Source organism: Kribbella sp. NPDC002412, from assembly GCF_053592935.1.
The window spans coordinates 1-21,578 of record NZ_JBSFBL010000077.1 but is presented as its reverse complement, the minus strand read 5'-3'; the positions used below and the strand labels follow the sequence as shown (position 1 = coordinate 21,578).

The following is a 21,578-nucleotide window of genomic DNA, read 5'->3' as shown; positions in this document are numbered from 1 at the left end:
CCACCGCTACTTCGTTGTGAAAGGCACCATTGTGTCCAGCTCCGAGTCCTCTGTGTCCGCGGACGATTTGGTCGTCGAGCGGCTGGAGACCGTCATCATCGACGTGCCGCTGCGCCGTCCGCACAAGTTCGCCCGCGTCACGATGACGGCGCAGCCCGTCCTGCTCGCGTTCGTCCACACCCGCGGCGGCGTGGTCGGCGTCGGTGAAGGCGTGGTGCCCGGCGGGCCCTGGTGGGGCGGCGAGTCGGTCGAGTCGATGAAGGTCACCCTCGACACGTACGTCGCCCCGCTGCTGCCCGGCGCCCGCGTCGACCGGATCGAGTCGGTGTGGCGGGACATCGCCGACCACGTGAACGCCAACCTGTACGCCAAGACCGCCGTCGAGGTCGCCCTGCACGACGCCTGGGCGCGGGTGCTGGGCGTTCCGGTTCACACGTTGCTGGGCGGCCTCGCCCGGACGAGCATCGACGTGACCTGGGCGCTCGGCGCCGATCCTGAGGAGGTGGTGGTCGAGGAGGCGCTGGCCAAGCTGGAGGCCGGTGAGCACAAGACCTTCAAGCTCAAGATGGGTGCTCTCGATCCCGAGGCCGACACCCGGCGGATCTGCGCGATCGCCGAGAAGCTGGGCGGCTCGGCCGGCGTACGCGTGGATCTCAATGCACGGTGGGATCTGAGTACCTCTCGGACGTATCTGCCTCGGCTCGCCGCGGCCGGGGTCGAGCTCATCGAGCAGCCGGTGCCGGGGGAGCAGGTGGAGGCGCTGGCCGAGCTCAACGCGCTGCTGCCGATCCCGGTGATGGCGGACGAGAGCCTACGTACGCCGGTCGACGCGCTCCGGCTGGTGCAGTTGCGCGCGGCCGACGTCTGGTCGATGAAGACGACGAAGGTCGGTGGACTGCGGCGAGCCCGGGACATCGTCGCGATCGCTGCCGCGGCCGGGATTCCGTGTCATGGCGGGACCTCGATCGAGACTGGGATCGGGACGGCCGCTTCGTTGCAGCTGGCCTGTGCGGCGCCGGGGGTCACGTGGGGCAGCGAGCTGTTCGGCCCGAAGCTGTTCGCCGAGGAGATTCTGCGTACGCCGTTGCGCTACGCGGACGGCTCGTTGCACCTGCCGGACGGGCCGGGGCTCGGTGTCGAGCTCGACCTGGATGCTGTGGCCGCGCTTCGCCGTACCGGACTGAATCGGGAGGGGTGACGATGCTCTTCCATGTCCGGATGGATGTCTCGCTGCCGCCGGACCTCGATCCGGAGGTGCGGGCCGAGCTGGTCGCGCGGGAGCGGGAACGGGCGCTGGAGCTGCAGCGCGCCGGTGTGTGGCCGCAGTTGTGGCGGATCGTCGGCGAGTACGCGAACTTCAGCGTGTTCGACGTGGACTCCAACGACACGTTGCACTCGGTGCTGTCCAGCCTGCCGCTGTTCCCGTACATGCGGATCCAGGTGACGCCCCTGGCCCGCCACCCCTCAAAGCTGGATCTCCCGTAGCGGGTCGCCGCCGTCGACGAAGAACCGCCCACCCGGCTTCAGCGCCGCCGCGATCCGCAGCCGCGCCTGCTGCTCCAACTCCGGATGCCGCCCGTCCAGCGCCCCCACCCGCACCGCAAACACCAGGTCGAACCCGGCATCACCGGGCTCCAACTCGAACTCCTCAACCGCCGCCTGCCGAAACCCCAGCACCCCAGCCGCGATCAACTCGCCCGACCCCGCCTCAGCCAGCCGAACCGCCTTCGCCGACCGATCAACCCCCAACACAAACCCACCGACCCCCGCCTGCCCACCCTGCACGCGCCGAGCCACCTCCCGAGCCGCCGCCCCCGGCCCACACCCAACCTCCAACACCCGCATCCCCACCCGCAACGGCAACGCGTCAACCACCTGCAACAGCCGCCCCGACAACCCCTCACCCACAAAACCACCTCCTGGACACCATCTTGCATTCACCCAGCCAGATCTCCAGGAACTGAAACGCCCGGCTTCAACCTGGTCGGTCGAACCCGGGCGCTCGGTCTTGCGGGTACTGGGTGGGTCAGGCGTCGGAGCTCTTCTTCCAGAGGTTGATGCCGGCTTCTACGGCGTCGGCGTCGATGGCCTCGAGCTCTTCGGGGGTGAACTTGAGGTTGTTCACCGCGGCCAGGTTGTTCTCGAGCTGGGCGACGCTGGAGGCGCCGATCAGGGCGCTGGTGACGCGGTCGTCGCGCAGCGTCCAGGCGAGGGCGAGCTGGGCGACGGACTGACCGCGCTCCTTGGCGATCTCGTTCAGCGCGCGGACGTGCTTCAGCGTGTCCTCGGTGAGCGAGTCCGGGTTCAGCGACTTGCCCTGCGCGGCGCGGGAGTCCGCGGGCACGCCGTCCAGGTAGCGGTCGGTCAGCACACCCTGCGCCAGCGGCGAGAACGCGATCACGCCGACCCCGAGTTCACCGACGGTGTCCAGCAGGTCCTCCTCGATCCAGCGGTTCAGCATCGAGTACGACGGCTGGTGGATCAGCAACGGCGTCCCGAGCTCCTGCAGGATCCGCGCCGCCTCCCGGGTCCGGTCCGCCGAGTACGACGAGATCCCGGCGTACAGCGCCTTGCCCGAGCGGACCGCGGCGTCGAGCGCGCCCATCGTCTCCTCGAGCGGGGTGTCCGGGTCGAACCGGTGCGAGTAGAAGATGTCGACGTAGTCCAGGCCCATCCGGCTCAGCGACTGGTCCAGCGAGGCGAGCAGGTACTTCCGCGACCCGCCGCCCTGACCGTACGGGCCCGGCCACATGTCGTAGCCGGCCTTGGTCGACAGGATCAGCTCGTCGCGGTACTTCGCGAAGTCGCGGGCGAAGTGCGTCCCGAAGTTCGTCTCCGCGGAGCCGTACGGCGGACCGTAGTTGTTGGCCAGGTCGAAGTGCGTGACGCCGAGGTCGAACGCCCGGCGCAGGATGTCGCGCTGCGTGGCGAACGGCTTGTCGTCGCCGAAGTTGTGCCACAACCCGAGCGAGATCGCCGGCAGCATCAACCCGCTGCGCCCCGTCCGCCGGTAGGCCATCTGGTCGTCGTACCGGTCCTGAGCGGCTACGTAATCAGTCACGAGACCTCAGTCTGCCTCATGTCACGACAAGTTCAAACCCCCTTGTTTTACAGCAGAAACCCGATCACTGACACCCAGAACCCCGCCTTCTTGATCGGGGTGGGACGTCAGCTGTGCGGCGGGGTGAAGTGCCCGGGCCAGTCGGAGTAGCGGATCCGGGAGATGGAGCGCACCTCACCGAGCGTGGACCACTCGTCCTTGCCGAGCCGGGCCAGCGGCCGCAGCAGCTGGATCTCCGGGCGTCCGCCGGCCATCACCGCCGCGTCGACCGCGATGTGGCGGACCCGGCCGATCACCACCGTCGAGTCACCCAGCTCGAGCGTGGTGTGCAGGGTGCACTCGATCGCCACCGGCGACTCCGCGACCCGCGGTACGGCGACCGTCCGCGCCGGTTCGGTCGTCAGCCCGACGGCCTCGAACTCGGAGACCTCCGGCGGGAAGTTCGTCCCGGTGGCGTTGACCCGCTCGAACAACGGCTCGGCGGCGAAGTTCACCACGAACTCGCCGGTCGCCTCGACGTTGTTCAGGCTGTCCTTGCGCCCGACCGAGGTGAACTGCACCATCGGCGGCTGCACGCAAGCCACGGTGAAGAACGAGTGCGGCGCGAGGTTGAGCACACCCTCCGCGGACCGGCTCGACACCCACGCGATCGGCCGCGGCACCACCACGGAGTTCAGCACCGCGTAGAACTCCCGACGGCCGAGCTCTTCCGGATCCAGATCCACTCGCACGCCCGCAGTACATCAAATCCAGTGGACGCCGCCGCACCCCGGCACAAGGATCGTGGGACGGAGCACCGACCCAAGGGAGGTGTGAGTGGGCGCAACCGACGAGTCACCCGACCAAGCCGGCCACGAATCAGCCGACCAAGCCAGTCGCGAGTCACCTGGGCAGGCCGCTGACGAGCTGCCGGTCGGTGTCGCTGCGATCGGCCGCCGCCACGGCGTCCCGGCAGACCAGGTGACCGAGGTCGCCGGAGGCGTCGCGAACCGCGGTTTCACACTAGGCGAGACCCTCTTCCTCAGGATCGCGCGCCCGGGCTTCGAGGACGACCTGCGCAAGGAGGCCTCCGTCGTACCGTTCGCACGGTCCGCCGGCGTCCTGACCCCCGCGATCGTGGTGTACGACGACACCCGCCAACTGATCGACGCGCCGTACGCCGTGATGGAACGCGTGCACGGCACCGAACCAACCGACGTACCGCCAGGGCTGGCCGAGCAACTGGCCCGCCTCCACCTCGCAGAGCCCACCGACCTCCCCGACGTCCCGAAGGACGATCGCGACGACCCCTGGCCGCTGGTCGACGACCTCGCCGAGCGCGGCTACCTCGACCCCGGTACGGCGAACTGGCTGAGCGACTGGTTCAACCGCCTGGCCGACCGCTTCGACCGCTTCGAGCCGAAGGTCCTGATCCACGGAGATGTTGCCGCACACAACCTTCTCGCCACACCGAGCGGCCGGCTCAGTGCGCTGATCGACTGGGGTGACGCCGCCTGGGCCCCACGAGCCATGGACTTCGCCAAGCTCCCACTCGACCACGTAGCCACGATCCTCCCGACCTACGTCCGGCACCACCACGCTCTCGCGCCCGGCCAACCCGCCGTACAAGAAGACGAGCTCGCCGCCGCCACACTCTGGTTCCACCTCCATTGGGGTCTGGGCAAACTCACCGCACCGCCGTGGCCCGGCCAGCGCCATTGGACCGCGCCGCCGGCCAGCCGCGTCCTAGGTCTCCTCAAGTTCTTCACCGCCGCTCCGCCCGCTCCCTGGGCGACCCTCACCTGACGGCCGCCCAGGCGGGCCATTCGCGAATTCCTCGTGGGCGAGACGCTCAGCCAGGGATTGGAGGTCAGGGGACAGCCGGAGCGGGAGGTCGTCGGTGGCGCGGGTGGTGGCGAGCCGCCAGGTGGGGGACGGGGAGTCGAAGGTGACCAGGTGGACGTCCGGGGACAGCGGTCCCGGGTCGTCGGTATAGGAGCGGGCAGCGAGGTTGAGCATCAGGCCCAGAGCCGGGATGACGGACAGGTCGCGGATCACGTGGATCAGGAACAGGTCGCGGGCCGGGACGGCGGCCAGCACGCCGTACGGCGGGGGCTCGAGGTGGAGGGACTCGCGCAGGACGTTGTCGATGACCAGGGCCCGGGATGCGGAGAAGATGGTGCCGGTGACCAGGGCGATGGTGATGCCGTCATGCTCGACGTACTCGACGTGGTCCTGGAGTCGACGGAGGTTGGCCAGGCCGAGGCGCTCGGCGTCCGACCAGGTCAGCCCGAAGTCGCCCGGGTCGAGGTACATCGTCACGACGCCGTCCTGCGCGGTGGCGGGGACGGACAGCAGGCCCGGCAGGTAGTCCACCCGGTCCGCGCTCCACTCGCCCGGGAGCGAGCGGCGCGGGACGAGACGCTGGATCAGCTGCCGCGCGGGATCGTCGGGTGGCCGTGGCGGACCGTGGCGCAGCCGGTGCAGCACCTGGGTGAAGTGGTCCTCGATCAGCTCCGGCCAGCGGTCCTCGGTGTGTTTGGACACCCGGCGGGCCAGGTTGCTCAGGCCGAGGATCGGGCCGTCCGCGGACGGCGCGACCGGGACGAGGGCCGCGCCGCCCTCGTAGGTCAGGTCGAGGCCGAGGTGGGCCGCAGCGGTCAGCCCGAGCCGCACGAACCGCGCGGCCTGGCTGAGGGTGAGCGGGATCAGGACCGGGTGGGGCCGGTCGGAGTGGTTGCCTTGGGCACGTTCGGTGGAGCTGTCGATGGTCATCGTGGCCACCTCCTCGGCAGAGAAAGTACGAGGAATGGCGCCCGTTCCAGCCGGTCTTTTCGAACCTGTGGACAACCGCCCGGGATAGTCTGCGGCCACACCGTCCGATCCAGGAGGAGTCGAGCAGGATGACCAGCACGCCGTCGTCGCGGCCTACCTCGGAGACCCGGTTGTCGCTGTCACACATCACCGCCCAGAACGAGACCAACCTGCTGGGCACCGTGCACGGCGGCGTGATCATGACGCTGGTGGACTCGGTCGCCGGCGTGGTCGCGGCGCGGCACTCCGGCGGGCCCGCGGTCACCGCGTCGATGGACGAGATGACCTTCCTGGTGCCGGTCCGGGTCGGCGACGTGGTGCACTTCAGCGGCCAGGTGAACTGGACCGGTCGCAGCTCGATGGAGGTCGGCGTACGGATCACGGCCGACCGGTGGGACTCCGTGGGACCGGAGGTTCACGTGGCGTCGGCGTACCTGGTGTTCGTCGCGGTCGACGCGGACGGCAAGCCGCGCGAGGTCCCGCAGGTCGTGCCGGAGACCGACGAGGACCGGCGCCGGCTGCGCGAGGCCGAGATCCGCCGCAGCCACCGTCTCGCCCGCCGGGCGGCCATCATCGCCTCCCGCGAGGAAGACGCGGAGCAGGCAGCCGGGGACGCAAAATGACCTGGTTCACCAGTGCGCGACGGCATCCGTCGGCGGTCCTGCTGCTCGTTCAGTTGCTGGGCGTCCTCGTCTACCCGGCTATGGAGGGCTCCCGCGGCGGCCGCGTCGCGTTCGAGATCCTCGGCATCTTCGTCCTCGTGCTCGCGGTCTTCTCGGTCCGCGCCACCCCCGGCCTGACCTGGGTCAGCATCGGCCTGGGCATCCCGGCGGTAGTCCTCTCGCTGGTCGACGCGTTCAACCCGACCCAGCCCGTCGTGGTGATCTCCGCCGTACTGCACGCCGCCTTCTACTTCTACGCCGCCTACAGCCTGCTGCGGTACATGCTGTCCGACCATGACGTCAGCACCGACGAGCTCTACGCGACCGGAGCGACGTTCACCTTGGTGGCTTGGGGTTTCGCGTACGTCTACACCTTCGTGCAGGTGCTGGTGCCGGGCAGTTTCACCGCGGCGGTGAACGCGACCAGCGACCGGACGTGGATGGAGCTGCTGTTCCTGAGCTTCACCACACTGTCCAGCACCGGGCTCAGCGACATCGTCCCGGTCACGGCGTGGGGCAGGTCGGTCGTCATGCTCGAGCAGCTCGCAGGGCTCGGGTACGTCGCCATGGTCGTGTCCCGCCTGGTCGGCCTCACCATCACCAGACGGAGCAAGATCTAGGCCCGAGGCCAGCTCGCCAGCAGGTCTGCCGCAGCCCGCTGGGCCACCTCTGGCGCGTGCGGCATCGCAGCCACCCGGTAGGTGACGAGCGCGCCCTCGTGGAGGATGAGGAGACGGTCAGCGAGCTCGGACGGATCGGCAAGACCGGCCAGCGTCGCCTGGGCCTCGAACTCGGCCCGCATCCACTGCTTCTGCCCCACGATGACCGGCATCGCGGGGTGGTCGGGTGAAGCGAGCTCGACGCTCGCGTTGATGAAGCCACACCCGTTCCGCGCGCCCGCGACCCAGTCCGTCAGCGCCGCGAACAGCGCCAGGATCACCTCTTCCGGCGTCCCGGGATTCCGGTCCGCGAGCTGCTGGTCCAGGAACTCGTGCCACACCCGGTCACGCCGCTCCAGGTACGCCGCGATCAGCCGGTCCTTCGAGCCGAACCGGTCGTACAGCGTCTTCTTCGTCACGTCGGCGGCCAAGGCGATCGTGTCGACGCCGACCGCCCGGATGCCCTGCTCGTAGAACAGCGTGGACGCCGCGACCAGGATCCGCTCACCAGCCGGCGTCAGCCGGGTGGCCTCCGGCACCTGGCGGTCCACGAGCAGTCTCACCTGCTGATCGAGCATACTGACAGTATACCGACCGGTGTGGTTACTCTCGCGGCCATGACGACTCTGACGGTTCCGGTACGGCGGACGCGCTACCTGCCGTTGATCGCGGGCGCGGGCTTCGTCGTGCTCTGGAGCTGCGGCTTCATCGGCGCGCGCTGGGGGACCGAGTACACGAACGCGTTCGACCTGCTCGCCTGGCGGTTCCTGGTCGCAGGCGTGGTCGGAGCGGCGATCCTGGCGGTACGGCGACCAACTATCAGGCGCGCGGACCTGGCCACCCAGGTGTGGATGGCCCTCCTCACGCAGTGTGTCTACCTCGGCCTGATCTTCACCGGCATCGACCACGGCATCTCGGCCGGAGTCACCGCGCTCATCGGCTCACTCCAGCCGCTGCTGATCGCGACAGTCGCCGGACCGCTGCTCGGTGAGGCCGTCAGTCGGCGTCAGTGGATCGGTCTGGTCATCGGTGTCGTCGGAGTCGGCCTGGTCGTGGCAGACGACCTGCATGGCTCGCCCCTGTTGTTCCTGCTGCCGTTCGGTGGTCTGCTCGGCCTCGTCATCGGCACCTGCCTCGAACGCCGCCGCAAGCCCAGCACGAGCTCACTCGACGCACTCTGCCTGCAGAGCGTCGTCTCCGGCGTGTTCTTCATCGCACTGGCCACATCCACCGACCAGCTGACGGTGCCTCACCAAGCAGGCTTCTACGGCGCTGTGGTCTGGCTGGTGCTGCTGGCAACAGGTGGTGGCTGGGGCCTCTACCTGGTCAACCTCAAGCTGTCCGGTGCGACCCGCATCAGCAGCCTGCTCTACCTGGTGCCGCCGACCACGATGGTGTTCGCCTTCCTGATGTTCGGCGAGACCATTGGACCACTTGCCGTGATCGGCATGCTGGTGTGCGCGCTCGCCGTACTCCTGATCAGGTTGAACGCTACGCTGCGGGGATGGCGGAACCCCGGTGGCTGAACGAGAAAGAGCAGCACGCGTGGCGCGCGTTCATCGCGGCGCAGCGCGTGGTGAACACCCGGATCGAGCAGCAGCTGCAACGCGACGCAGGGATACCGCACACCTACTACGAGATCCTGGTCCGGCTGTCCGAGGCGCCTGACGGCCGGCTGCGGATGAGCGAGCTCGCAGTGGCCACGCAGGGATCGCGCAGCCGCCTCTCGCACGCGGTCAACCGGCTCGAGCAGGCCGGCTGGGTACGGCGGGAAGGCATCGAGTCGGACCGTCGCGGCCAGGTCGCGATCATGACCGACCTCGGCCGGCAGAAGCTGGTCGAAACCGCGCCCGGTCATGTCGAGGAGGTCCGCAAGTCGATCTTCGACGCGCTCGACGAGGAGCAGGTCGAACACCTCTACGACATCTGCGCCACGCTGGCCCGGCACTCGGGAGACACGGTAGACCGCGCCGCCTGGGAGCGCCGCTGACATGCAGCGCACTGCAGTAGCCGTCCTGCTGACAGCGCTCCTGCTGACCGGCTGCAGCGACACCGACGAACCCACCGCCGGCCCCAGCACAATGCCGTCATCCTCAGTGCCGGTCACACGCGAGCCCACGCCAACTCCCACGCCCAGCCCCACCCCGACGCCGACACCAACCCCCACGCCAACGCCGACTCCGGCCGGCTGTGTGGACCAGAAGCTGCAGGCCCTCACGCTGAGAGAGCAAGCGGCCCAGCTGATCATGACCGGCATCAGCGCCAACGGCATGACCTCGTCCCAGCGGCCCATCGTGCAGAAGCAGAAGCCCGGCGGCATCCTGCTGCTCGGCAGCGGCGGCAGCCTCTCCCACACGCGTACGGCGATGGCCACGGTCAACGCAGCCGCCACGGTCAAGGGCATCCGCCCACTGATCGCCGCCGACCAGGAGGGCGGGCAGATCCAGCGGCTGAAGGGCTCCGGGTTCGATCGCATCCCGTCAGCGACCGTGCAGGGCGGCTGGTCCAGCTCCAAGCTCACCGCGGAGGCCAAGGGCTGGGGCGGTCAGCTCAAGCAGGCAGGGGTCAACGTGGACCTCGCGCCGGTGGCAGACGTCGTACCAAGCTCACAGAAGTCGAGCAACGCACCTATCGGCCAGCTGAACCGCGAGTACGGCAACACGCCGGACGAGGTCGGGCCGCCGGTGCAGGCGTTCGTCAGGGGCATGCAGCAGGCCGGCGTGATGACGTCGGTCAAGCACTTCCCGGGACTCGGGCGCGTGCGCGGCAACACCGACTTCTCGTCCGGAGTGGTCGACAACGTCACCGTCCGCGGTGACGCGGACCTGCAGCCGTTCGCGGACGGGATCGCGGCCGGCGCCGACATGGTGATGATCGCCACAGCGACGTACACCAAGATCGACCCGAAGAACCGCGCGGTGTTCTCGCCGACGGTCATCCGGGGCATGGTGCGCGGTGACCTGAAGTGGGCCGGTGTGGTGATCACCGACGACGTCGGGGCGGCCGCCGAGGTGGCGTCGGTGCCGGCCGGCCAGCGGGCGACCCGGTTCGTCGCGGCCGGCGGCGACATCGTCATCAACGCCACGGCGGGGCTGACCGCCACGATGATCAACGCGCTGGTCTCCAGGGCCGAGCAGGACAAGGCTTTCGCCGCGCAGCTGACGAGTAGCGTGAGGCGTGTGCTGACACTCAAGGAGAGCCACGGCCTGGTGAGCTGCGGATGACGGAGGAGCAGGAACCCGACTACCGCTTCACGCTGGCGAACGAACGCACGTACCTGGCGTACCTGCGGACGTCGCTGGCCTGCTACGCGGGCGGGCTGTCCGCAGTGCAGTTCCTCGACCTGGGCCCGGACCGCTGGCCGGCCCGCATCATCGGTGTGGTTCTGGTCACTGCCGGAATCGTCACCACGGTCGGCGCCTTCCGCCGCTGGCAGCAGAACCTGACCGCCATGCGTATCGGCGGCCGGCTCCCGGTGACCAGGCTGCCCGTGATGCTCGGGGCAACAATCATCGTGGTCGGACTGATCGGCCTGATCTTCAGCCTGTGGCGGCAATGAACCGCGATCCCGGGCTGCAGCCGGAGCGGACCCTGCTCGCCTGGCGGCGGACCGCGCTCGGCCTGATCGCGAACGGGATCCTCTTGCTTGCCTCCGGCCACGGTACGTCGGACGTCCGCACCGGGCTCGGCATCGTCGTACTGGTCCTGTCGCTGGGTTGCTGGGCCGCGGTGAGCGCCGTCTACCGGCGTACCAAGGGGGCTCCGATCCATGCTCTCGGCCACCAACGGGTGCTCCGCGCCGCCGCCGGCCTGGTGCTCGTCGTGGGGCTGTTCGACCTGTACGCCGTACTCACACGCTGAAACCGATTGGTTACTCGCCGGTCGTGTCCAGGCGGCCGAGTTCACCGCGACGCGGTACGTTGGCCGGGCGGATGCCGCGTCAACGGTCCGTTCCCCCTAGCATGTTCACGGTTTGTCCCTCGTTCATCCGGAGCTTGAAGTGCCGTTACGTCTGCGTCCGAACGACCCGACGTTCTACGACCTTTTCACCGAGTCCGCCAACCACCTCGTGGACGGAGCACGGATCCTGGCCGAGCTGCTCGGCAGCACAGCGGGCACCGGGCTGTCCGCGAGTCACCAGATCGCCGCGCAGATGAAGGACGCCGAGCATGCGGCGGACGAGACCACGCACTCGATCATCCGGCGCGTGAACTCGACGTTCGTCACGCCGTTCGACCGCGAGGACATCTACCGGCTGGCCTCCGACCTCGACGACGTCATGGACTACATGGAGGAGGCGGTCGACGCCGTCCACCTGTTCAGCCTGGAGAAGCTGCCGGAGGAGATCGCCGAGCAGATCGAGGTGCTGCAGCGGGCCGCCCAGCTGACCGCGGAGACGATGCCGCGGCTGCGCACCATGAAGGACCTGGCCGAGTACTGGATCGAGATCAACCGGCTGGAGAACACCGGTGACGCGGTGCACCGGCGGCTGATCGCCAAGCTGTTCAGCGGCGAGTACGACGCGCTGATGGTGATGAAGGTGAAGACCGTGGTCGACCTGCTGGAGGCTGCGATCGACGCCTTCGAGCACGTCGCGAACACGGTCGAGCAGATCGCCGTCAAGGAGAGCTGAGCGTGGAGCTCACGCTCGTCGTCGCGGTGGTCGTCATCGCGCTCGTGTTCGACTACACCAACGGCTTCCACGACGCGGCGAACGCGATCGCGACGTCGGTCTCCACCCGTGCGCTGACCCCGCGGGTGGCGCTGGCGATGGCCGCGGTGATGAACTTCGTGGGTGCGCTGCTCGGCACCGAGGTGGCCGAGACGGTCGGCAAGGGCATCATCAGCACGCCGTCCGGCGAGCACGGGCTGGTGATCGTGCTCAGCGCGCTGATCGGCGCGATCACCTGGAACCTGATCACCTGGTACTTCGGCCTGCCCAGCTCCTCGTCGCACGCGCTGATCGGCGGCCTGGTCGGCGCCGGGCTCGCCTCGGCCAGCACGGTGCTGTGGTCCGGAATCCTGGACAAGGTCGTCATCCCGATGGTGCTGTCGCCGACGGTCGGCTTCCTCGGCGCGTTCGTCCTGATGATCACGATCCTCTGGGTGTTCCGGCGGGCCCACCCGGGCAAGGTGACCCGGGGCTTCCGGATGTCCCAGTCGCTGTCCGCCGCCGCGATGGCGCTCGGCCACGGCCTGCAGGACGCGCAGAAGACGATGGGCGTGATCTTCCTGGCCCTGCTCACCACCGGGCACGTGCAGGAGGGCGACGGCATCCCGGTGTGGGTCAAGCTGTCCGCCGCGACCGCGATCTCGCTCGGGACGTACTCCGGCGGCTGGCGGATCATGCGGACCCTGGGCCGGCGGATCATCCACCTGGACCCGGCCCGCGGCTTCGCCTCCGAGGCGGTCGCAGCGACCGTCCTGTACGTGATGGCGATCGGCCTGCACGCGCCGGTCTCCACCACCCACACGATCACCTCCGCGGTGATGGGCGCCGGCGCCACCAAGCGCCTGTCCGCGGTCCGCTGGGGTGTCGCCAGGGGCATCATCACCGCCTGGATCCTCACCATCCCGGCCGCCGGCGCGGTCGCCGCCCTCTGCTACGGCCTGGCCCACCTCATCCTGGAGTGATCCGCAGCTAGCGGTTCCACCGGCGGACGGCCTTGGCCACGTCCTTGGGGCGGATCGCGCCGAGGTTGAGCTCCCAGGTGGCGGCGAGGCGGTCGCCGAGGCCGGCCAGGTCGAGGTAGGCCTGCGGCCGCACCGCCACCACCCAGGTGGCCGCGGCCGCGTGGCCCTGCTGGAACAGCAGGTGGTTGGCGGTCGCCTCGAGCTTGCTGCGGTTCTCGCCGTCCAGCCCGCTCGCGGCCCAGTCCTGGACGATCGCGCCGTCGTCTGCGGTCATCCGGGCCAGGTACGTCAGCGGGCCGCGCCAGAAGCCGCGGCTGCCGATGTTGTCCAGGCTCTCCAGCGGGAACCAGCCGTTCTGGCAGCGCCGCCCGTTGACCGCGGACTCCACCTCGCGGGCCTGCCCCGGGGTCAGGCCACGGACCGCCCAGTCGAGGAAGAACGCGCCGACGTCGGGGATCTCCTCCGCGACGTGCGGAGCCACGGTCAGTATCCCCGGCTCGAAGAGATGCAGCTCTTCGGATGACTTCACCAGCACTTCCCCCGCCCGCCTGAGTACGACGGCCGCGTGCGCCACCACCCGGCCGAGACACAGGGACCCCCCAGGTTCCTGCAACTTCAACAAGTGCCTTTAGTACCCCCGCGGCGTACCGGGGTCAAGATCCTGTCCGGTAGCCGACTACTTCTTGCGAGCCGCCCGGCGGGCCAGTTCCTCCCGGTCCAGCCGCTCGGCCTCCGCGGGGGTCGGCGCGCTCCCGCCGTACGAGGCCGGCAGCCACCAGGCGCCGGCGGGCTGCTCGGGGTAGGCGCGGATGGTGCGGTCGAGCATGCCGGCCATGGTCGAGCGCAGGTGCGCGGTCGCCTCGGCCGGGTCGTCGTCCGCGGTGACCGTGATCGGCTCGCCGATGGTGATCGCGATCGTGCGGTGCCGGGAGAAGTCGCGCGGATGGTCCTTGGTCAGCATCCGCTGCGTCCCCCACAGGATCATCGGCAGCACCGGTACGGCGGCCTCGGCGGCCATCCGCACCGTGCCGGACTTGAACTCCTTCAGTTCGAACGACCGGCTGATCGTCGCCTCCGGGAAGACGCCGACCACCTCGCCGGCGTTCAGGTACTCGATCGCCTTGCGGTACGACGCCGTACCGGCCGCGCGGTCGACCGGGATGTGGTGCATCCCGCGCATCAGCGGGCCGGAGACCCGGTCGCGGAACAGCACCTCCTTGGCCATGAACCGCACCAGCCGCTTGCTCGGCAGCGCGCCGAACCCGCCGAGCACGAAGTCGACGTACGAGATGTGGTTCATCGCGATCACCGCACCGCCGGTCCGCGGCACGTTCTGCGTCCCGGTCAGCTGGAACTTCAGGTCCAGCACCTTGAACGCCGTCTTCGCGAAGCCGATCACCGGCGGGTACACGAGGTCGCGCATTCCCGAACGCTACCGGCTGCACGCAAACCGCGGGCGTGACGCGCCCCACGGAATCCCGTATGCAGTTCTCCGTTAGGGTGGACGGCGACAACTTCAGATCGCGGGAGCTCGCACCGAAGCGGGCTGAGAGGGCGGCTGGCCAGGAAACCTGTCCGGCGCCGCCGACCGCCGAACCTGTCCGGGTAATTCCGGCGTAGGGAGCAGCAACGTGACGACCATCGGAAACAGCGTTGGGTCTCGGGTCCGTCCGAGTGTCACCACCGGCCCGATCTCGGGCTCGGAGAAGATCTACCGCGGCGAGCTGAACGTTCCGGCCCGCCGCGTCCACCTCACCAACGGCGAGCACTTCGACCTGTACGACACGTCCGGCCCGTACACCGACTCCGCCGCGCGGATCGACGTACAGGCCGGTCTGCCCGCGCTCCGGCGGGACTGGATCGCCGGCCGCGAGCCGTTGACGCAGCTCGGGCACGCCCGGGCCGGAACCATCACCGAGGAGATGAGGTACGTCGCCGTCCGGGAGGGCGTCGACCCGGAGTTCGTCCGGGACGAGGTGGCCCGCGGCCGGGCGGTGATCCCGGCGAACCGGCGGCACCCGGAGTCCGAGCCGATGATCATCGGCAAGAGGTTCCTGGTGAAGGTGAACGCGAACATCGGCAACTCGGCCGTGACCAGCTCGATCGAGGAGGAGGTCGAGAAGCTGGTCTGGGCGACCCGGTGGGGCGCGGACACCGTGATGGACCTGTCCACCGGCAAGAACATCCACGAGACGCGGGAGTGGATCCTGCGCAACTCACCGGTGCCGATCGGGACGGTCCCGCTGTATCAGGCGCTGGAGAAGGTGAAGGGCGACCCTGCCGCGCTGTCGTGGGAGGTCTACCGCGACACGGTGATCGAGCAGTGCGAGCAGGGTGTGGACTACATGACCGTGCACGCCGGCGTCCTGCTGCGGTACGTCCCGCTGACCGCGCAGCGGATCACCGGGATCGTGTCGCGCGGCGGTTCGATCATGGCCGCGTGGTGCCTGGCGCACCACCAGGAGTCCTTCCTCTACACGCATTTCGCCGAGCTCTGCGAGATTCTTCGCGAGTACGACGTGACGTTCTCACTCGGCGACGGGCTCCGGCCGGGGTCGATCGCGGACGCCAACGACGCGGCCCAGTTCGCCGAGCTGCGGACCCTCGGCGAGCTCACCAAGATCGCCTGGGAGCACGACGTCCAGGTGATGATCGAGGGCCCGGGACACGTCCCGATGCACAAGATCGCCGAGAACGTGCGGCTCGAGGAGGAGCTGTGCGGCGAGGCGCCGTTCTACACTTTGGGGCCGTTGGCAACTGATGTGGCGCCGGCCTACGACCACATCACCTCGGCGATCGGCGCGGCCCAGATCGGCTGGCTCGGCACGGCGATGCTCTGCTACGTCACGCCGAAGGAACACCTCGGCCTGCCGGACCGCGACGACGTGAAGACCGGGGTGATCACCTACAAGATCGCCGCCCACGCAGCCGATCTGGCCAAGGGGCACCCGGGTGCGCAGGACTGGGACGACACGTTGTCCAAGGCAAGGTTCGAGTTCCGCTGGGAGGACCAGTTCAACCTCTCGCTGGACCCGGACACGGCGCGGTCGTACCACGACCAGACGCTGCCCGCCGAGCCCGCCAAGACCGCGCACTTCTGCTCGATGTGCGGGCCGAAGTTCTGCTCGATGCGGATCACCGCGGACATCCGCGCGTACGCCGAGGAGAAGGGCCTGACCTCCGCCGAGGCCATCGAGGCCGGCTTCGCCGAGATGTCGGAGACGTTCAGGTCGCACGACAAGAAGCTGTACCTGCCGCTGGCTGAATGAGCACCGGACCGCCAGGCCATCACAATCGCCGGCGATCGGCGCGCGCCCGCTGCCGGCGTCTCAGAGGGCGCAGTTGTGATGGCCTGGCGGTCCGCATCGTGCTGACTCCGCGTGAAGTCGCGGGGCGAGTCGAGATGCCGAGCAGGCCGGATCCAGCGGAGAATTGGGAAACCGGCGGGCCTGCGGGGCGGTCACTGGGAGTGATCGGGTGAACCGATTCAGGTTTTTTCCTTCACTCTACGTGAATAAGACTGTAGCCTTAACGCGTTGGGAAGGAGGTGCAGGGCGGTGGTCTTCGTTCTCACAGTAGATCAGCGGGGCAGCCGAAGCATGACCGATCTCGTACCCGAGCTGCTGAACACCCTGAACCGGCGGCCGCGGCGGACCGGTTTGCTCCGGAAGTTCGAGCGGACGGCCGGCGACGAGGTGCAAGGAGTGCTCTCGGAGGCGCGCGCGACCATCGACGTGATCGTCGAGCTGCTGCGTTCGGACACCTGGTACGTCGGTCTGGGCGTCGGCGACGTCGCCCAGCCTCTGCCCCGCAGCACGCGAGCGGGCAGCGGCGAGGCGTTCGTGAACGCGCGGGAGGCGGTGAACCGGGCGAAGTCGAGTCCGCACCATGTCAACGTGGTCGGCTCCGACGCCCGGGTCGCGGAGCAGGTGGAGACAGTGCTGTGGCTGATGGCGTCGGTGCTGCGGCGGCGTAGCGAACGCGGCTGGGCGGTAGCCGACCTGCTGGCCGAAGGACTCACCAGGCGGGAGATCGGCGTGAAGCTGGGGATCAGCCAGTCGGCGGTGACGCAACGGGCCCAGGCGGCCGGCTTCGCCGAGGAGCAACGCGGACGGAAGCTGGCAGCCGAGCTGCTGGGCGCAGGGGTCGCTGCGTGACGGCACTCATCCTGTCGTTGACCGCAGCCGCCCTGGTCCTCGCCGTGATCGCGTGGGTGCCCAAGGCGGGCTCTCCAGTGCAGATCGTGCTCAGCGGGGTGATGCTGGCCTGTCTGGTGGCCGTCGGCCTCCTGCTGCTCGCAGGCGACGGCGTCGAGGGCTGGCGCGAGCGCTGGTGGAACGTGCTGCTCCTGCTGGCCGGCGGGCTCGCAGTCACCGGTGGCGGGCCGCTGACGACCTCTGTGCTGGCCCTGGTTGACCGAGGCAACACAAGAGCCCAGTCGACGCAGAAAGCCGGTGAGGTACTGCGTGGCGGCGCGCTGATCGGTTCACTCGAGCGCGGCGCCATCTACGCGGCCCTGGTGGCGGGCTGGCCGGAGGGTCTCGCGATCGTGCTGGCCATCAAGGGACTGGCCCGCTACCCCGAGCTGCGCAGCCCGGATCAGCCCGCCTCGGTCACCCCGCAGGCAGTGGCCGAGCGCTTCATCATTGGCACCTTCACCAGTGTCCTGTGGTCGGTCACCTGCGCCGGCTTCCTGCTGTCGCGCTAGTCCGTCTTGACGACGTAGGTGGTCATCACCTTGTCGTGCCAAGTCTGCTTCTGGTCGTCCCACAGCGGCCACAGCAGGTTCAGGAAGCAGGCGTTGTTGAAGAGCCCGCTCAGGAACTCGCGCAGGAACGACCTGCCGGCGCCGATCGGCTGGAACGACTGGGCGTCGACCAGGCGCAGGCGCAGCGCGCTCTTGCCGACGCTCTGCCCGGTCTTGCCCTGGCGGAAGACCCGGTTCCACAGCCCCAGGCCGATGCTGGCCAGGATGCCGAGCACGAAGAGGATGATCGCGAACGCTCCCGGGGCGTCGTTGGACGACGACAGGTCGTCGGAGCGCATCGCGATGTCCGCGATGAAGACGCCGTACCCGATCGCGATCGGCACGCCGCTGATCAGGCCGTCGATCAGGTAGGCGCCGGCGCGCGGTGCCCAGTCGGCGAGGGGCGCCTGCGGTACGCCGTACCCGTAGCCGTACTGCGGCTGCTGCCCATAGGGGTTGTAGCCCTGCTGCTGCGGGTGACCGTACTGTGGCGGCTGCCCGTACTGCGGCTGCCCGTACTGCGGGCCGTACTGGGGCTGCCCGTACTGCGGCTGGCCGTAGGGAGGCTGGCCGTGGGGAGGTTGCTGTCCGTACGGCGGGCGGTCCTGCGGTGGTGGTCCCGGAGTGCTCATCGATTCCATCTCTTCCAGCGTCGGAAGGCGTCAGCAGGCGTTCAGAGGCGGATGACCACGTCGTTGACGACCTTGTCGTGCCAGGTCTGCTGCTTCTCGTCCCACAGCGGCCAGAGCACGTTGAGAGTACAGATGTTGTTGAACAGCACCGCGCAGAACTCGCGGCCGAAGGTCGAGCCGATACCGATCAGCCGGCCGGTCCCGGCGTGCACGACCTTCAGCCCGGTGACCTTCTTGCCGAACGACTGGCCGGTGCGGCCCTGCTGGACGACCCGGTTCCACACCCAGACCAGGAACGCGACGAAGAACCCGCTCAGCATCGCGATCCCGCCGCCCGCGCCGAGCTCCTCCTGGTCGCCGTCGACGACCAGCGCCACGATGATCCCGGTGACAGTGGGGATGAACTGGATCAGCGAGTCGAGCAGCGACGCGCCGACCCGGATCGGCCAGCCGGCGAGCTGCCCGGGCGGCGCGTAGCCGTAGCCGTACGCCGGTCCTTGTCCATAGGGGTTGTAGCCCTGCGGAGGCTGGTACGGAGGGGTGCTCACCTGGGGTCCTCTCTGGGGCGGTCCGGAATCGCAGGGACGAGTATCGCGGATCGGTCCGGGAACGCCGAACGCCGCGGCCACAACAGGCCACGGCGTCCGGTGTTGCGCGGTGCTACGTCAGAGCTTGATGACGTAGGTGTTGTTGATCTTGTCCGCGAAGGTCTGCTTCTTCTCGTCCCACAGCGGCCACAGGTAGCCGATGTAGCAGGCGGCGCTGTCCAGGATGTGGGTCAGCTGGCGCACGAAGGTCTTGCCCGCGCCGATCGGCTGGCCGGTGTCCGCGCCGACCAGCTTCAGGCCCAGGACCTGCTTGCCGACGGTCTGGCCGGTGCTGCCCTGGCGGATCACGACGTTCCAGATCGCCAGGCCGATGCCGATCAGGTAGAAGATGATCGCGACGATGGCCAGGTTCTCGTTGGCCGAGAACGCGCTGCCGATGCCGTACGGCACACCGACGATCAGGCCGTCGATCAGCGCGCCGCCGACCCGGTTCGGCCAGGCGGCGAGGTTACCGGGGACGCCGCCGAAGCCCGGCTGGCCGTACTGCTGCGGGTAGCCCGGCTGCTGGCCATACTGGCCCGGCTGCTGCCCGTACTGCCCAGGCTGCTGCGGGTACCCCGGCTGCTGGCCGTACTGCGCCGGCTGCTGCTGAGCGTACTGGGCCGGCTGCTGCTGCCCGTATCCGTCAGGCTGGGCGTAGCCCGGCTGCTGCTGAGCGCCGTAGCCGGGCTGCTGCCCGTACTGGCCCGGCTGCTGCCCGGGCTGTCCGTACTGGCCTGGCTGGCCGTACTGACCCGGCTGCTGCGCGTCCTGCGGGCCGTAACCCGGCGGTGGCGTCGGAGAGCTCACGACGATCCCTTCTACTGATAGCTACTTGAGGAGTGAGTTGCAGGCTAGTGGTCCGACGGCTCACACACCCTGACGGATCCCACGAGATGAGAGTTACCGTTGTCGGGTGAGCCTTTCGCTGAACGTCGTACTGCGGCCGACCGGACCGGTCCAGCCTGTGGACAGGCGGGTGCTGGGGCTGGCCGCGACAGGGGTGGGCGGCTTCGGCCTCGCCGCCGTCTACCAGCTGTCCGGCGGGCGGATCGGAATTCCTTGCCTCCTGCACGCAACCACGGGGCTGAACTGCCCGTTCTGCGGCGCCACCAGGATGGCTGCGGCGCTGCTACGCGGCGATCTGGTCGCCGCCTGGCACTTCAACCCGGTGGTGCTGGTCCTCGGCCCGCTGATCGGTGTTGCCGTCGGCTACCAATTGCTTGCCTGGTCGCTGGAGTCGCTCCGGCTGGTCCGGCTGCCGCGGCTGACCATGAGCCCACGCACGGTGGACTGGGTGGTCAAGGGCCTGATCGCCCTGTTCGTCGTGTACGGCGTCGCGCGCAACCTGAACTGAACCGCCGCCACGACCGGGCGGCGGTTCAGCGTCGCGCTCAGTAGTTGACCAGGCCGGTGGCGTAGGACACGATCGACAGCGCGATCGAGACGATGCCGCCGATCCAGGCCACCTTGGCCAGCGTGTCCGGCCGGCCCTGCTCCCGGAACTTGCTCTGGGCAATCAGTCCGAGGACGATCGAGGCCGGGCCGCAGCAGAACCAGCAGACGATGCCGATGATCGACAGGGTCTGCGGGGTGTTGTTCTGCGGGACGCCGCTGCCGTAGCCGTAGCCGCCGCCCTGGCTCGGGTACTGGCCGTAGCCGCCGGGCTGCTGCTGGGCGTAGGAACCCGGGTACTGCCCCGGCTGCTGCTGGCCGTAGCCCGGCTGCTGACCGTACTGCCCCGGCTGGCCCGGGTACTGGCCCGGCTGGGACTGCCCGTACTGGCCGTACTGCCCGGGCTGCTGGCCGTACGGCGACTGCTGCCCATAGCCCGGCTGCTGCTGCCCGTATTCAGGCTGCTGCTGTCCATACGGGGACTGCTGCTGCCCGTACCCGCCCGGCTGCCCGTACTGACCAGGCTGCTGCCCGTACTGGCTCGGCTGGTCGTCGTCCGGCTGGCCGGGGGCTTCGCCGTACTGGCTAGGCCTGTCCTGCTCGCCGTACTGGCCGGGCTGTTCTCCAGGGGTCTCGCCAGGGGTGTCCTGCGGCCGGTTCGGGTCGTTCGGGTCGTCGCCCGGAGGCGTCGGAGTGCTCACCGCGGTCCCTTCTGAGAACGTCGAGGAATCCTCGCAGGTTATCTTTTCCACCGGGCGGTGGTCACGCGCCCACTCCGGATCCCTTGAACACTTAAGGTTGGCCGGGTGACTCAACCCCCTCAGCCCCCGGCGTCCGACGGCCGTCCCGGGGATCCCGCGCCGGACCCGACCCGCCACCTCCCGGTTCAGTACGAGCCGCCGACGCCGACGTTCGTGGCGGCGCCGCCCGCGCAGCCCGGGCCACCGCCGGGGCCGTACCAGCCGCCGGTCGGCGGTCCGTACCAGCCCGCGCAATCCCTGCCGCTGCAGGGCTTCCCGACCGGGCCGGTGCTGGTGACCGTCGGCGACATCTCGGTCGAGCAGTTCCGGATCGTCACCCCGGCCGGCGTGCTGCCCACCCAGGGCACGAACTGGTCCGCGATGGACATGTCCCGGACCGAGGAGAAGATCCCGGCCTGGGCGATCATTCTGGCCATCGTGTTCGCGCTCGCCTGCCTGCTCGGCCTGCTCTTCCTGCTCTGCAAGGAGCGCAAGACCACCGGCTTCGTCCAGGTCACCGTGCAGAACGGCAACCGCACGCACAACACCCACGTCGGCGTGAGTTCACCCCGCGAGGTCGCCGACACCCTTGCCCGGGTCAACTTTGCCCGGAACGCGGCCGAGGCACTCGTCGCCGAGCGGTCCGACACGGTCGCGATCGGCGTCGG

General features: G+C 69.2%; 27 protein-coding genes and 1 pseudogene. 17 read left to right on the top strand and 11 right to left on the bottom strand.

Features of this window, described 5'->3' with window-relative positions; genetic code table 11:
- Positions 1–52: 52 nt before the first annotated feature.
- Both ACWCOV_RS37685 and catC read left to right on the top strand, forming a co-directional pair.
- Positions 53–1,198 (top strand): muconate/chloromuconate family cycloisomerase, encoded by a 1,146-nt coding sequence (locus tag ACWCOV_RS37685; protein ID WP_449834161.1) that lies wholly within the window; start codon positions 53–55, stop codon positions 1,196–1,198.
- A gap of 2 nt (positions 1,199–1,200) precedes the next feature.
- Positions 1,201–1,485: a muconolactone Delta-isomerase gene (gene catC, locus ACWCOV_RS37680; RefSeq protein ID WP_449834160.1), complete on the top strand. Its 285-nt coding sequence runs from the start codon at positions 1,201–1,203 to the stop codon at positions 1,483–1,485.
- Here the strand turns inward: catC and ACWCOV_RS37675 are convergent.
- From ACWCOV_RS37675 to ACWCOV_RS37665, 3 genes are all read right to left on the bottom strand, one after another.
- Positions 1,465–1,845, bottom strand: a complete 381-nt coding sequence (locus ACWCOV_RS37675) for a class I SAM-dependent methyltransferase (RefSeq protein ID WP_449834168.1) — start codon at positions 1,843–1,845, stop codon at positions 1,465–1,467. The two genes, catC and ACWCOV_RS37675, sit on opposite strands and share 21 nt — an antisense overlap.
- 181 nt (positions 1,846–2,026) lie before the next feature.
- Entirely contained in the window at positions 2,027–3,061 is a 1,035-nt protein-coding gene (gene mgrA / locus ACWCOV_RS37670; protein ID WP_449834159.1) for an L-glyceraldehyde 3-phosphate reductase, read from the bottom strand.
- Positions 3,062–3,168: 107 nt separating this feature from the next.
- Positions 3,169–3,792 (bottom strand): flavin reductase family protein, encoded by a 624-nt coding sequence (locus ACWCOV_RS37665; protein WP_449834158.1) that lies wholly within the window; start codon positions 3,790–3,792, stop codon positions 3,169–3,171.
- Between the two features lie 85 nt (positions 3,793–3,877).
- Between ACWCOV_RS37665 and ACWCOV_RS37660 the strand changes: the two genes are divergently transcribed.
- Positions 3,878–4,846: a phosphotransferase family protein gene (locus ACWCOV_RS37660; RefSeq protein WP_449834157.1), complete on the top strand. Its 969-nt coding sequence runs from the start codon at positions 3,878–3,880 to the stop codon at positions 4,844–4,846.
- Here the strand turns inward: ACWCOV_RS37660 and ACWCOV_RS37655 are convergent.
- Positions 4,787–5,815 (bottom strand): hypothetical protein, encoded by a 1,029-nt coding sequence (locus ACWCOV_RS37655; protein WP_449834156.1) that lies wholly within the window; start codon positions 5,813–5,815, stop codon positions 4,787–4,789. The two genes, ACWCOV_RS37660 and ACWCOV_RS37655, sit on opposite strands and share 60 nt — an antisense overlap.
- A 128-nt stretch (positions 5,816–5,943) precedes the next feature.
- On the opposite strand from ACWCOV_RS37655, the gene ACWCOV_RS37650 reads away from it, so the two are divergent.
- Both ACWCOV_RS37650 and ACWCOV_RS37645 read left to right on the top strand, forming a co-directional pair.
- On the top strand, positions 5,944–6,477 hold the full coding sequence (locus ACWCOV_RS37650; protein WP_449834155.1) for an acyl-CoA thioesterase: 534 nt from the start codon (positions 5,944–5,946) through the stop codon (positions 6,475–6,477).
- The gene (locus ACWCOV_RS37645; protein WP_449834154.1) at positions 6,474–7,136 is read left to right on the top strand and encodes a potassium channel family protein; all 663 of its coding nucleotides are present in this window, start codon (positions 6,474–6,476) and stop codon (positions 7,134–7,136) included. The genes ACWCOV_RS37650 and ACWCOV_RS37645 overlap by 4 nt, the downstream gene beginning before the upstream one ends.
- On the opposite strand, the gene ACWCOV_RS37640 is transcribed toward ACWCOV_RS37645, so the two are convergent.
- On the bottom strand, positions 7,133–7,753 hold the full coding sequence (locus ACWCOV_RS37640; RefSeq protein ID WP_449834153.1) for a TetR/AcrR family transcriptional regulator: 621 nt from the start codon (positions 7,751–7,753) through the stop codon (positions 7,133–7,135). The two genes, ACWCOV_RS37645 and ACWCOV_RS37640, sit on opposite strands and share 4 nt — an antisense overlap.
- A 39-nt stretch (positions 7,754–7,792) precedes the next feature.
- Between ACWCOV_RS37640 and ACWCOV_RS37635 the strand changes: the two genes are divergently transcribed.
- The 7 genes from ACWCOV_RS37635 to ACWCOV_RS37605 all read left to right on the top strand — a co-directional run bounded on the left by ACWCOV_RS37635 (position 7,793) and on the right by ACWCOV_RS37605 (position 12,809).
- A complete protein-coding gene (locus ACWCOV_RS37635; RefSeq protein WP_449834152.1) occupies positions 7,793–8,701 on the top strand; it encodes a DMT family transporter in 909 nt (302 codons plus the stop codon).
- Positions 8,680–9,165: a MarR family winged helix-turn-helix transcriptional regulator gene (locus ACWCOV_RS37630; RefSeq protein WP_396356622.1), complete on the top strand. Its 486-nt coding sequence runs from the start codon at positions 8,680–8,682 to the stop codon at positions 9,163–9,165. Before ACWCOV_RS37635 ends, ACWCOV_RS37630 begins: the two co-directional genes overlap by 22 nt.
- A 202-nt stretch (positions 9,166–9,367) precedes the next feature.
- Entirely contained in the window at positions 9,368–10,399 is a 1,032-nt protein-coding gene (locus ACWCOV_RS37625) for a glycoside hydrolase family 3 N-terminal domain-containing protein (RefSeq protein WP_449834151.1), read from the top strand.
- Positions 10,396–10,734 (top strand): YidH family protein, encoded by a 339-nt coding sequence (locus ACWCOV_RS37620; RefSeq protein ID WP_449834150.1) that lies wholly within the window; start codon positions 10,396–10,398, stop codon positions 10,732–10,734. The genes ACWCOV_RS37625 and ACWCOV_RS37620 overlap by 4 nt, the downstream gene beginning before the upstream one ends.
- Entirely contained in the window at positions 10,731–11,036 is a 306-nt protein-coding gene (locus tag ACWCOV_RS37615; RefSeq protein ID WP_449834167.1) for a DUF202 domain-containing protein, read from the top strand. Before ACWCOV_RS37620 ends, ACWCOV_RS37615 begins: the two co-directional genes overlap by 4 nt.
- A gap of 139 nt (positions 11,037–11,175) precedes the next feature.
- Positions 11,176–11,808, top strand: a complete 633-nt coding sequence (locus ACWCOV_RS37610; protein WP_449834149.1) for a DUF47 domain-containing protein — start codon at positions 11,176–11,178, stop codon at positions 11,806–11,808.
- A gap of 2 nt (positions 11,809–11,810) precedes the next feature.
- Positions 11,811–12,809, top strand: a complete 999-nt coding sequence (locus tag ACWCOV_RS37605; RefSeq protein WP_449834148.1) for an anion permease — start codon at positions 11,811–11,813, stop codon at positions 12,807–12,809.
- 7 nt (positions 12,810–12,816) lie between these two features.
- On the opposite strand, the gene ACWCOV_RS37600 is transcribed toward ACWCOV_RS37605, so the two are convergent.
- Together ACWCOV_RS37600 and ACWCOV_RS37595 are read right to left on the bottom strand one after the other, a co-directional pair.
- Complete coding sequence (locus ACWCOV_RS37600; protein WP_449834147.1) at positions 12,817–13,338, bottom strand: hypothetical protein; 522 nt, start codon at positions 13,336–13,338, stop codon at positions 12,817–12,819.
- Positions 13,339–13,485: 147 nt separating this feature from the next.
- A complete protein-coding gene (locus ACWCOV_RS37595; RefSeq protein WP_449834146.1) occupies positions 13,486–14,232 on the bottom strand; it encodes a lysophospholipid acyltransferase family protein in 747 nt (248 codons plus the stop codon).
- A 208-nt stretch (positions 14,233–14,440) separates the two neighbouring features.
- Here ACWCOV_RS37595 and thiC point away from each other — a divergent pair, with 208 nt between their 5' ends.
- The 3 genes from thiC to ACWCOV_RS37580 all read left to right on the top strand — a co-directional run bounded on the left by thiC (position 14,441) and on the right by ACWCOV_RS37580 (position 17,517).
- A complete protein-coding gene (gene thiC / locus ACWCOV_RS37590) occupies positions 14,441–16,078 on the top strand; it encodes a phosphomethylpyrimidine synthase ThiC (protein WP_449834145.1) in 1,638 nt (545 codons plus the stop codon).
- Positions 16,079–16,408: 330 nt separating this feature from the next.
- Complete coding sequence (locus ACWCOV_RS37585; RefSeq protein WP_449834144.1) at positions 16,409–16,966, top strand: transposase; 558 nt, start codon at positions 16,409–16,411, stop codon at positions 16,964–16,966.
- Positions 16,963–17,517, top strand: coding sequence for a hypothetical protein (locus ACWCOV_RS37580; protein WP_449834143.1), 555 nt, complete (start codon positions 16,963–16,965; stop codon positions 17,515–17,517). The genes ACWCOV_RS37585 and ACWCOV_RS37580 overlap by 4 nt, the downstream gene beginning before the upstream one ends.
- Here the strand turns inward: ACWCOV_RS37580 and ACWCOV_RS37575 are convergent.
- The 3 genes from ACWCOV_RS37575 to ACWCOV_RS37565 form a co-directional block, all read right to left on the bottom strand.
- Positions 17,514–18,188: an RDD family protein gene (locus tag ACWCOV_RS37575; protein ID WP_449834142.1), complete on the bottom strand. Its 675-nt coding sequence runs from the start codon at positions 18,186–18,188 to the stop codon at positions 17,514–17,516. The genes ACWCOV_RS37580 and ACWCOV_RS37575 overlap by 4 nt on opposite strands.
- A gap of 41 nt (positions 18,189–18,229) precedes the next feature.
- Positions 18,230–18,736, bottom strand: coding sequence for an RDD family protein (locus tag ACWCOV_RS37570; RefSeq protein ID WP_449834141.1), 507 nt, complete (start codon positions 18,734–18,736; stop codon positions 18,230–18,232).
- 117 nt (positions 18,737–18,853) lie between these two features.
- Positions 18,854–19,585 (bottom strand): RDD family protein, encoded by a 732-nt coding sequence (locus tag ACWCOV_RS37565; protein WP_449834140.1) that lies wholly within the window; start codon positions 19,583–19,585, stop codon positions 18,854–18,856.
- Positions 19,586–19,691: 106 nt separating this feature from the next.
- Between ACWCOV_RS37565 and ACWCOV_RS37560 the strand changes: the two genes are divergently transcribed.
- Complete coding sequence (locus ACWCOV_RS37560; protein ID WP_449834139.1) at positions 19,692–20,132, top strand: DUF2752 domain-containing protein; 441 nt, start codon at positions 19,692–19,694, stop codon at positions 20,130–20,132.
- Positions 20,133–20,169: 37 nt separating this feature from the next.
- Here the strand turns inward: ACWCOV_RS37560 and ACWCOV_RS37555 are convergent, their stop codons facing one another.
- Positions 20,170–20,871 carry a hypothetical protein gene (locus ACWCOV_RS37555; protein ID WP_449834138.1) on the bottom strand — a complete coding sequence of 234 codons (702 nt, stop codon included), beginning with the start codon at positions 20,869–20,871 and terminating at the stop codon, positions 20,170–20,172.
- A gap of 105 nt (positions 20,872–20,976) precedes the next feature.
- Between ACWCOV_RS37555 and ACWCOV_RS37550 the strand changes: the two are divergent.
- Positions 20,977–21,578: pseudogene (locus ACWCOV_RS37550) on the top strand (hypothetical protein); the annotation flags it as partial.